At 37.3% G+C, this 10,832-nt stretch carries 11 protein-coding genes; 2 read left to right on the forward strand and 9 right to left on the reverse strand.

Annotated elements, in window-relative coordinates; all coding sequences use genetic code 11:
* Positions 1-430: 430 nt before the first annotated feature.
* The 9 genes from BM086_RS20085 to BM086_RS20125 all read right to left on the reverse strand — a co-directional run bounded on the left by BM086_RS20085 (position 431) and on the right by BM086_RS20125 (position 8,099).
* Positions 431-1,417: an SIR2 family NAD-dependent protein deacylase gene (locus BM086_RS20085; protein ID WP_092332188.1), complete on the reverse strand. Its 987-nt coding sequence runs from the start codon at positions 1,415-1,417 to the stop codon at positions 431-433.
* On the reverse strand, positions 1,401-2,204 hold the full coding sequence (locus BM086_RS20090; RefSeq protein WP_092332193.1) for a protein-ADP-ribose hydrolase: 804 nt from the start codon (positions 2,202-2,204) through the stop codon (positions 1,401-1,403). Before BM086_RS20090 ends, BM086_RS20085 begins: the two co-directional genes overlap by 17 nt.
* Before the next feature lie 49 nt (positions 2,205-2,253).
* Positions 2,254-2,694 (reverse strand): Rrf2 family transcriptional regulator, encoded by a 441-nt coding sequence (locus BM086_RS20095; RefSeq protein WP_022776971.1) that lies wholly within the window; start codon positions 2,692-2,694, stop codon positions 2,254-2,256.
* A gap of 57 nt (positions 2,695-2,751) precedes the next feature.
* A complete protein-coding gene (locus BM086_RS20100) occupies positions 2,752-3,522 on the reverse strand; it encodes a nuclear transport factor 2 family protein (protein ID WP_092332196.1) in 771 nt (256 codons plus the stop codon).
* 216 nt (positions 3,523-3,738) lie between these two features.
* A complete protein-coding gene (locus BM086_RS21180; RefSeq protein ID WP_175560406.1) occupies positions 3,739-3,903 on the reverse strand; it encodes a hypothetical protein in 165 nt (54 codons plus the stop codon).
* Positions 3,904-4,133: 230 nt separating this feature from the next.
* Positions 4,134-4,772, reverse strand: coding sequence for a class I SAM-dependent methyltransferase (locus BM086_RS20110; RefSeq protein WP_092332223.1), 639 nt, complete (start codon positions 4,770-4,772; stop codon positions 4,134-4,136).
* Positions 4,773-4,806: 34 nt separating this feature from the next.
* Positions 4,807-5,505 (reverse strand): transglutaminase-like domain-containing protein, encoded by a 699-nt coding sequence (locus tag BM086_RS20115; protein ID WP_092332199.1) that lies wholly within the window; start codon positions 5,503-5,505, stop codon positions 4,807-4,809.
* A gap of 68 nt (positions 5,506-5,573) precedes the next feature.
* On the reverse strand, positions 5,574-6,194 hold the full coding sequence (locus BM086_RS20120) for a TetR/AcrR family transcriptional regulator (protein WP_092332203.1): 621 nt from the start codon (positions 6,192-6,194) through the stop codon (positions 5,574-5,576).
* Between the two features lie 369 nt (positions 6,195-6,563).
* The gene (locus tag BM086_RS20125) at positions 6,564-8,099 is read right to left on the reverse strand and encodes a methyl-accepting chemotaxis protein (protein WP_092332208.1); all 1,536 of its coding nucleotides are present in this window, start codon (positions 8,097-8,099) and stop codon (positions 6,564-6,566) included.
* A gap of 1,168 nt (positions 8,100-9,267) precedes the next feature.
* Between BM086_RS20125 and BM086_RS20135 the strand changes: the two genes are divergently transcribed.
* Both BM086_RS20135 and BM086_RS21185 read left to right on the forward strand, forming a co-directional pair.
* Positions 9,268-9,561, forward strand: a complete 294-nt coding sequence (locus tag BM086_RS20135; RefSeq protein WP_092332219.1) for a hypothetical protein — start codon at positions 9,268-9,270, stop codon at positions 9,559-9,561.
* Positions 9,562-9,872: 311 nt separating this feature from the next.
* Positions 9,873-10,037: a hypothetical protein gene (locus tag BM086_RS21185; protein WP_175560407.1), complete on the forward strand. Its 165-nt coding sequence runs from the start codon at positions 9,873-9,875 to the stop codon at positions 10,035-10,037.
* The last annotated feature ends 795 nt before the right edge of the window (positions 10,038-10,832 follow it).

Raw genomic sequence — 10,832 nt, forward strand, 5'->3', positions numbered from 1 at the left:
CTTCATGAGTATGTATCCTTTTGAGCAGTCGAATGAGATATTTAATTGTAAAGGTTCAAAGGCTATGTACTTCGGTTCATAGCCTTGTTTCAATAAATCAGGATTGACTTACTGAAACAAGCCTACGAAAATGAGCTGCAACTCCGGCAGGAATGTGATGCTTCTGAACTGACTGCGCCGTGCAGGAGGAGAAATCTCCGAAAACAATTCGCTGAAACCTCCTCCCATAATTCGCCGTTTGACAACCTGATGCATGACCACATCAGTTGTGTGTTTACCACACCATTCGCAAACACCGGCGCGCGCTTTCCGGTTTCGGACAACTAAAAAAGCGCCACACACGACCTTGAGGTTTTGGTCATGTGGACGCTTAAATCTATAAGAAAAGTGCTAATGTCGGTCGAGACGAGACAAAACGAGTCAATTTCGGTCAAGACTCTTGTAATATGGTTGCAATATCACCATCAATACATATACTTCTATCTGCAATTTCCTCTGGGCAGAATGATTCACCATAATTTAAGCAGGCATATATCGCTTTTTCATTTGCCAGCGTCATCTGCCAGAACGGATACTTTATTATTACGGGCGTATTAGCTCCTACTCCCAATTCAAGATAAAGAACATGAAGATTCTCATGTCTGCGAATAAAATCAGAATATGCTGCAGATGCCCTATGCCATCCTTCATCTTCGACAAAAGAATCATCAGCTCTCAAATTCATAGTCATATCAGAGCCGTCATCAGGACACTTTGGAATCAGCTCAGAAGGAATTTCCATCAGTAGCTTACCATCAATCGGTACCTGAAATACTCCCTGATCATCTCTTACAAAACCTTGTGTTTCCATAGCTTTCATTACCCATTCTTCATTATCAAAGGTTTTCTGAATAGCAGGATTCACGCTCTGAAACAAACCATAATCACCCTGAGTATAGAACAATCTTTTCTTGTCAAAACCTGCTCTTTGAAACTGGTGATCTACATTTGTTGTGATAACAAAATAATCCTTATCGGAAACTATCTTAAGAAGATCCCTATACACTGGCTTTGGAGCATCAATATATCTGTTAAAATAAATATGTCTTGCCCACCAGGCCCAGCGGATTTCTTCACTTGGAAACGGATAGAATCCACCTGAATACATATCTCTTATTCCAAATCTTTTGGCAAAGTCATAGAAGTATTTTTCAAAACGATTGCCGCTATATGTTAAGCCAGCAGATGTTGATAGTCCCGCTCCTGCTCCAATGACAATTGCGTCTGCTTCCTTGATTTCTTGCAAAAGCCTTTTTATTTGCTCTTCTTCGCTTCCCTTACCATAGGACATGCTTCTAGTAAAGTATCTCACAGCATTCATTCCTTTCTCTATAGTTTCCTGATAACTATTAGGCATATCATCATATAAGTTTTTCATAAATGGCCTTATCCTCATCTTTGAAAACATTAAATATCACTCTTTCTACCTTACCAGGATTTTCACGAAACCATTCTGACACAGTCTTAACGGCAATCTCAGCTGCTTTTTTGTTAGGAAAATGAAATACTCCTGTTGAAATACAGCAAAAAGCAACGCTCTTCAAGCTATTTTCAGCACACATATCCAATGTGTTTCTATAGCAGTTCTCCAAATCCTTTTCCAATTCAGGAGTAAGTTTGTACTGTACGATTGGGCCTACTATATGAATAACTTTCTTTGCCGGAAGATTATAAGCTTCAGTAAGCATTGGAACTGCAGTGGGCTGTTCATAGTCTCTTCCATATCTGATCCTAAGTTCATTCATCTTCCTGTTGCACTCGGCTCTTAATTGCACTCCTGCAAAAGTATGTATGCAGTTATCTATGCAAGTATGCATCGGTACAAAACAGCCCAGCATCTGCGAATTAGCCGCATTAACAATAGCATCCACCGAAAGTCTTGTGATATCCCCTTGCCAAATAGAAAGTCCATCCCTGATAACCGGGATGTCTGATAGATTCACCACACCCTTTTCAGCTGCTCTCTCTAATAAATATTCATCCTGTACTTTCATTACATCAGAGGACAATTCTTTCGGCATACGGATATTCATAAGTGATCTTAAGATTCGTCTTTTATCTTCCGTACTATTTGGCGTCTGTATTTCCTTATATTCATCAGAATCTGCCTTGAATCCTTCTACAAGATAATCAAGACGTTCTTCCTGTGTTTTATTATCAGACATATCACACCCCTTTAAAAAACTCTGAAGTAAATACCTCAGAGTCTCACGTTTACGCTTCTTTTGCCAACAGTTCCTGCATTCCGGATCTTAAATCATTAAGAGTGTATTTTTTCATCTCTGATTCCATCGCTTCCTGGATGTTTTTCAACTTATCATCCAAAAGTGAATGGATATTCCTACCAACAGGGCACTCTGGATTTGGTGATTCATGAAATCTAAATAAATCTCCATCCTCCAAAGGCTCAATTGCCTGATACACATCATAAAAAGTTATATCTTTAAGATCTCTTGTAAGCTCTATTCCGCCTGTTCCTCTGATAACATTTATTAACCCTGCGTTCTTAAGCTGAGTAAGTATCTTTCTAATGATGACTGGATTCGTATTTATACTGGCTGCAAGAAAATCGCTCGTTACCTTGTGTTCATCTTTAAATGTATCCACACATGTAAAAATATGAAGTGCAACCGTAAATCTGCTTGATATCTGCATTTTTAATTCCTCCTGCCATCATTTTACTTCGTGGCAGATGTAGTTGCAATGGTTACATTAAAACTTTCCGTTTTCATTAGCCCATGTAGACTTATCAGCTAATGTCTCCATTACATCCCAGTGCTCTGCGATAAATCCGTTCTCAACACGGAACAGATCGTAGTAGGTTGTAGGTACGCCGCCAAAGGTTCCTTCTGAGCAGGCAAGAGCATAATCTCCATCTGCAAGAACCATATGAGTCTTGTTATAAACCATTGAGATTCCCTGCTTAGCCATATCTTCAAGTGCAGCTCCAAGACCTGAAAGACCATCTGCAATTGAAGTATTATGCTGGATATATTTATCTCCATCGTAGTAAGAAGTGAGCTTGTCAGGATTCTCCCCACGAAGTACATCGCCTACAAATCCAGCTACAACCTTACGTGTCTCTTCCTTATCTACATCTTTCTTCTCAAGAGTTCCATCAATCTGAGTATGTCCTGAAGGATTAGGAGCTGCCTTGTCTGCCAGATTATCCCAGTGCTCTGCAATCTTACCGTCTTCATCGAATCTGAAAACATCGAATCCGACCTGCTCTCCTGCTCCTGCAAAATTATATACTGTCTGAAGAAAAACCTTATCTCCATCCTCAAATGAACGAATGTTATTAACTGTTGATTTTACAGGTGCCTGTGCAAGTCCTTCAACTGCTGCTACAAATGCATCTGCTCCTGTACCAAATGCCAGGTTATGCTGAATATAGCCAGGCGCCAAAAGTTCCTTTGCCTTTGCTGTATCTCCTGATATGAATGTTCCGATGAGTGCTAATGCTTTTTCCTTATTTGTCATGATTATTTTCCTTTCCGGGCTCTGCCCTGCGAGGTAATTATCCTCGAATGTTAAAAAGTTCATTGTTGTAACCGCTGTGATTGCATCTGATGATGTTAATATAGCACCGTTTTGATGTAATGTCAACGGTTACATCTAAAATTTTTCAAAAAATTTCCAGGTGCAGATAAACACCTGGATTTAAAGAAAAACAACTATTCAATAATTGATAAATCATTATATTCTAGCCAATACTTCTTTTAGCATACCAATTCTTTCTGCTCCCCAAATGGTTAAGGCTTGAGGAACCACTGCAACGATGATACCTACAATAAGTCCTTGCCATCCAAGAGATGCAGATTCATTAATAAATGAACAGATACCATACAATACTGTCATCATAGGTTTCCCCTTTCCTTCTCCATCTGTACTTTATAAGCAATTAATCGTAAGTAATGATACCAGTCACTAGAGAGATAATCTGCTCATCCTCTTCAAAGTGATTATCCCTCAAACCAAATTCTTCCATAGCTCCATAGTTGAAGGCTTCCTGATTATCTAGTATAAATAAATTGTTCTCTATCTGACTGTTGTAATGGTGTTAATGTAACGCTCATATTTGCAATATTCCTCTACTTTCTGGCTACCAAATGCATTCTAAAGTTTTTAGCAGCTTCTAAAGAATCAACCTTCAATTCTGCGTTATTGCAAAACAATTTGATTTCACTTAATGAATAAGCTTTCACATCACCATGTCCAATTAGATTTGCAAGTGGCATCTCTGTATGATTCATAAGCCAAAGGATGATTCGTGGTGCTGTGTAATCCTGTAAAATGAGTCTTCCACCTGGTCTCAATACTCGCTTCACGCTATCGAAAAATTTCTGTGGATTCGGGTAATGATGAAAGCTGTTGGAGCAAATGATAACATCAAAGAAATTCTCATCAAAAGGTAAGTTTTCACAGTCTCCAACCACCCAATCTACACCGCTGAGATTCTTAGCCTTTGCAACTTCAATCATTCGAGGAGTGATATCTAACCCAGTGTAATGCTTAGTTGCATCCTGCTCATGCAAAAGAGAAATCATTGGGCCGGTACCACATCCACAGTCCAATAAATCCTGATAATCTTCCTTTGAAAGCTCCGCTGCAATATATGGATAATCGTCTTTACAGATTTCGTAAATACCAGCCTGCTCAGATTCGTATATATCCGCAGCTTTGGTAAACTCTTTAATTGTTAAATCCTTGTATTCTTCCGCTGTCCTCATAATAAAAAACCACTTCCCTATCATTATATTTTCTCTAGCTATTTCTTATTCTTCTGACATTACGATTCATCAAATATCTTCCAAGATGCCTGTACCCAAACGCTTTTAATGGCGTCATCTCTTGATGATGTTCTACAAGCAAATCATCAGGACAATCATATGCGCCAAAATCTTGATTAATTCCTTCACTTTGAATGTAAGTATTATTCTTATTGAAATCTAAAACAGGATTATGAAAATCCTTAACTGCTACACCATATCCGCAGAATGCACCTGTACAATCTGCAAACCTTTTCTGAAGCTTATTTACATAAGACTTATCAAGTATAAATGCTTCCAACTCATACCAATGATCTTCAAAGTACACTTCTACCCAACTATGAAAAACATTTTGTGGCGCATTTTTATAAACAAATCCAGTCATTGCTCCTTTTTGCAATTCTTTATTGATAGTAAATCCATGAACTCGACAAGGAATACCACAGGCACGAAGCAACGCCATAAACAACGTTCCTTTTGTGTTGCATTGACCATAACCATCGCTAAGAACTTTTGATGCCGGGATATTGTCGTCAACATTGTATCCAAAAAGTATTTCATCCCTTACAAAATCGTAGATAGACTTTAAGCATTCATACGTATCTAATCCTTTCCATCCTCTATTTTTGATCAGATTTTGAATACTCTCATCTGAATAATTTATCATTCGTGTTTCCTTCAAGTATCTTTCCATGATGTCTTCACCCTCTCAAACAAACGGATGCCAATTAATTCGAATAAAATTTTTTTCATAACACTAACCTACGCCTCTACATCTTCTAGTATAAAATTCCTCCAGCCCACAATTAGATGTTCCATTGCAGGTTTCATATATTTTAGAGCTTCACTCTCATCTTCGAAATGTGTCAAAGCATGAACAAACGACATTACTGACAAGTGTGATAACCAATGAACCATATAGTAATTTACACTCTTACCTTGAACTGATTTAGCATATGTTTCCGCCAAATCACCAAGTCGTGATTCTACTTGAGATATTAGATCCTCTACCACATTTTCAAATTTTGATCCGGCAGATTTTGACATCAGAAGTACCACTGCATCATAGTCCTGATATAACGTGTGAACCAACTCTTCAACAAAAGAATCATGGTCTCCAATCTCATGCATATGAGCAGCAAAGCCATCAGATGACATTTCCTTCATATGATTGCTAATCGTATGCATAACGTTTTGATACACATTCTCTACTAAACCGATAAGCAATCCTTCTTTATCTCCAAAGAAACAATAAACTGCGCCAGTAGTTACTCCAGCTTTGCTGCATATTTTTCGAAGCGAAGCATTCTGGAAACCCTTTTCCATGAATTCTTCTTTTGCGCTATTTAAAAGTTTTTCTTTGGTTCCATTATCTGTTTTCATATGTCACACCATCGTTTTTCTTTTTTGATAACACTGTTACGTAACACTGTTATTTTAATCTCAATAAATTATACTGTCAATGCAGGAACGAAAAAAGGATCTCAAATTTAATATTATTTACATATTTTTTCAATGAGACAATGTTATGGACACATTGCGGAATACGGAACACACGATGAGCTTATAAAGATTCCGTCAGGAATTTATGCGGAAATGTTTGAAGCTCAGGCCAAATACTACAGAGACGAGATTAGCGCTTAAAGCATTGTGCCCACTTCATAAGAAATAATTAATTTGATGTATCTTCAAAATAGAAAAAGACTGTGCCCTCTTTTTTAGAAGGCACAGTCTTTTGACACTCACATCTTTTTAATTATTTAGAAGACGATTAATCTCATCAACCATGTCATTGATTGCACTAGCCTGCTGTGCAACATGCTCAGTATTTGTAGCATTATTTCCAGCCATGGTACTGATAGCCACAAACTGCTCGTTCTCACTTCTGATACTCTCTGCGATATTCTGGTTAATCTCAACAGTTTTTTTGATGATTTCTGACTGGCGTTTATGTGCCTCATTCATCTCTTCAATTGCATTAACCGAATCATTCAACATTGTAGTCATTTCACTTATGTCGCCAAATACTGTCTTAAACTGTTCATTCTGTTCAGCAAGCTTATTGGCATTTATCTCAACCTGTCCTGTAATCTCTTCTACGTTCTTCTGAACTCTTTCAATTATTGCACCAACGTCCTTAAGTGAGCTCTGCGTGTTTTCTGCAAGCTTACCAACTTCAGTTGCTACAACAGCAAATCCCTTTCCAGCATCACCCGCTCTTGCGGCCTCAATTGAAGCATTAAGAGCAAGAAGGCTTGTTGATGACGAAATTCCCTGAATAAGTTCAAGCGTTGTTCCAATTTCATCTACTGCCTTTAGAAGTCTGTCTGCAATATCTGTTGTAACTGCCATAGAATCAGAAACTTCCGAATTTATTCCCTGAAGATCATTTAATGATTTCTCATTTTCTTTTGACTTCTTAAGAAGGTTGTCAGATGTCTTCTCAACAGTCTCAACATTTTCTTCTACAATGCTTGCGCAATCATTAAGCTCTGACAAGTTTGCCATACTCTCATCTGCTTTACTACCAAGAATATTACTGTTTTTAACAAGCTCATCACTTGTTGCTGATAACTCTTCTGCTGAAGCGCTCTCACTTGATGAGATATCCAAAAGAGTTGTTCCTGCAGTTACCATCTTGGAAGATATTGAACGAACAGCATCCATAACACCTGTAACACGCCTGTTGTTCTCTTCAAGCTCATCCTTTTTGGCAGTAATCAAAAAGTGTGAAACAAAGAATAAGAACATTACAAGGCCGGCTAACGAAAGCACAAGGCCTACAACACACATGATTACATCTGTAATAAAGAGTTCGTCTTTTACTGGCAAAAGAGCTGTGCCTCTGACAAACCATGCAATAAACATAGAAACAATACAAATACTACCGGTAACGGACAGTAGCTTAATATCCATAAAGAATCCGATAAGTATCAGGAAGAAACATAAAAATCCCCAGAATGTTCTGGTCGGAACCATGTAAATAATGTAGTTCCACTGAAGGATAAGAACAACTGAGCAGAAAATCTTTCCTATTTGAAGTTTTCCATCTTTTAAATATCCATCTTCATCAAATGAAGACTTAAGAATCAGCATTCCTGTAATAAAGAAACACACATCCATGATACTGAAAATTATTACTGCGATCCAAGGGATAACCTGATAAAAGCCAATTATCTTTTCTACTATGAACATTGCTGTAGCAAACATACAGGCCGATACCAGTGCAGTAATACCCCATTTAAAAACCGCAGACAGGTATACTTCAAAAGCAGATTTTTTATTCATTGATAATTACCTCCTGAGATAAATGGTTTATGTTAACTAGATTGCTACAACTATTTTACTAAATTCCGCAAATTCTCATAAGTAAATATCTCTGAAATTATTATTAAAAAACTCTGCGTTGAAATGAATTATTTATTTCACCTTGTATTACCTGTCTTTCCGGTATTTAATTGCATGCAGCATTACTTCTTACATATATATAGAAGGTGGTTTGTATTTCCAAGAAGCTCTCTCTTTTCACAAACACAAAGACAGTGGTACCAGTCACTGTGAAGAAAAGTTCGCAGTGACTGGCACTTTTATCAGACTTTGCGCAAGCGATCACGGACGTTTTTTTCTCTTACAACTGAACCTGTACAGGGATAATAGGCATGAAGAGCGTGACTCGGTAGGTCGAAAAATAGAACGTAAACTAGGTGGAGGTGGAGGTATAGTGAAGGCGTGGAGTAGGCTGAGTGGAAACCGTGAGTAATGAGTAGTCTTGAAGGGATGATGGAGAAAAATATTTCGTAGGCAGGTCGTAAGCGCATCAACGAAAAAGTGCGCCGATTCTAACAGTCGAGTTGAAAGCTGAAGGGCGTTTTTATGGGCAAAAATAAAAAATCTAGGCACTGCAAAAAGTGCGAAAAAAAGCCACTGTTAGATGTAGCAGTTGGGTTAACCACAATTCTGACCAATTTGGTTATTCTGATAACTACACTACTACTGTATCTCTATACAGTGGCACAATAAGATTTTTAGGGAATCCGCTTTTACAGGGATTCCCTGTTTGCCTATAACAAGAAATAGCACGTAAAGATTTGATACGTGCTATTCTTCTTGTAAGCATACAAGGATTAGTCAATCTCGCCATTGAGCTAATCAAAAATATGATACACTAATTTCTTTTTGGGTGCTTGCTTTTTAAGCACCCTTTTACCCATACATATTATACTTCTTCAGTGGCTCTGACGCAATACTTCTTGATACTTCTTGAATTAAGCTATTACTAGATTAAGCACACAAACTATTTATACCCTAGTTTGTGTGCTTGCTTGTGGTAATAGTGCCACAAAATAAAATTTGCAAGCGGTAAAACCGCAGAAGGAGATTATATCATGCCAACATCAACAAAAAAGTAGATTTTTTCAAGGCTTCAAAGGAACTCACTGAAAGAGTATCAGAATTTATGACAGTAAAGGCTTTCACTGTAACAACAAAAGTACGTAGAGAAGCAATTATCGTTGAAAGAGATTCAGCTGTAGAATCACTTGAAAATGTTGCAAAAGCTACAGGCAAGGATTATTCCGAAGACATTGAACTCATTAAGAATAATGCGACTGAAAAGCTTGCTGAATTAGACGCTACAGAAGAAGCACAGGCACGATTTACCTTTACAGAACTTGAGAAAAAGCTTTATAAGGATTATTACAAAAAAGCACTAATAGCATCTTATATACAAGGTATAACTTGCGACCTTTAAGAGCAAGTAAAAAGCCTAGCCTGTCAAAGGACTATGCTTAAATCAGTGGCTACATCACTATAACTGTAGGGCTATAAATAGCCAACTACCAACATATCTCAAGGAGGTGCTTTATGAATTTCTCTAGTAGGAATGGTTTAAAAAAGCCTGATTATGAGAAAATCCTAAGGATTATCTGCTATATTGTGCGTATAGTAGACTTCATCCTTAGGATAATTCTCAAGTAAAGCAATGTTTTAAACCATAGGCTAGAGCCATACAGTTCTAGCCTTCCCTACTGAGATAATAACACATTAGGAGGATTTCTGTCTATGCACAAAATACTTAAAAATTCAAAAGTATCAAAAGAATTAACAGTAGTGCCAAAATCTTTAGGCACAGGATTACAACTATGCTTGTTAATCTTAAGCCTTATATCTCTATGCGTTACGGTTTTAGAGATAATGGATTTAACAGACTTAGATGCTAATGAATAATCATCAACACAATTACAAGGCGTATAAACCTTCATCGGTTTATACGTTATTTTTTGCCATAAAGTAAAAAGGAGATAAAACAATGCTAGATGTTTATACAAGCGATATTCAAGATTAACTAGAAGAATAGATAATAAACTTGAGATTACAGAACGTTTTGAAAAAATCAAAGTGACAAGAGAAGAACATGAGCAACTTTTAAATATGCTTATTGACCTTGTAATTGAAAAAATCATCTATCCAGAGTACATAAGCTGTAAAGCTTGCTAATGCTTTGTAGGCTCGAATTTCAGACCATAATTCCAATTCGGGATTGTGGTTTGAGGTTTGTGTCTAAAAAACAATGAAAGAAGGTGATGCCTATGATTTCCGATTCTAACTTTAATAACAAAATTCAGAAACGAAAACCGAAGCCCTGTCAGTGGGGCGATAATACACTGACCATCTCAGCAGTAGAGGGATGTAAAGAACAGCCGCCTATGTTATCAATCGCATAGAGTTCCCTCAAGTAATAGGTGAAGATTGTAAAAACCCGTTTTAGATTGGGAGTCTGAAACGTAAAAAAGCCATAGCATTATCCCAAAATGCAATTTAATGAAGTACCGTAGCTTAAGATACAAGTGCGCATAGTATCTGTAAAACGGAAGTCAGAATATATATGATGGCTTAATTATTGATGATCCTCGCAGGATTATACTCAGCCTTTAAATTTGTAATTGTAATACGAATTTGAGGGCTGAAATATGGTTCTGTAAACCATAGACACTATCACAAAAACAAAGGAGGTAGTATAAT

Source organism: Butyrivibrio sp. YAB3001, assembly GCF_900112195.1.
In the GTDB taxonomy this organism is placed as follows: Bacteria; Bacillota; Clostridia; order Lachnospirales; family Lachnospiraceae; genus Butyrivibrio.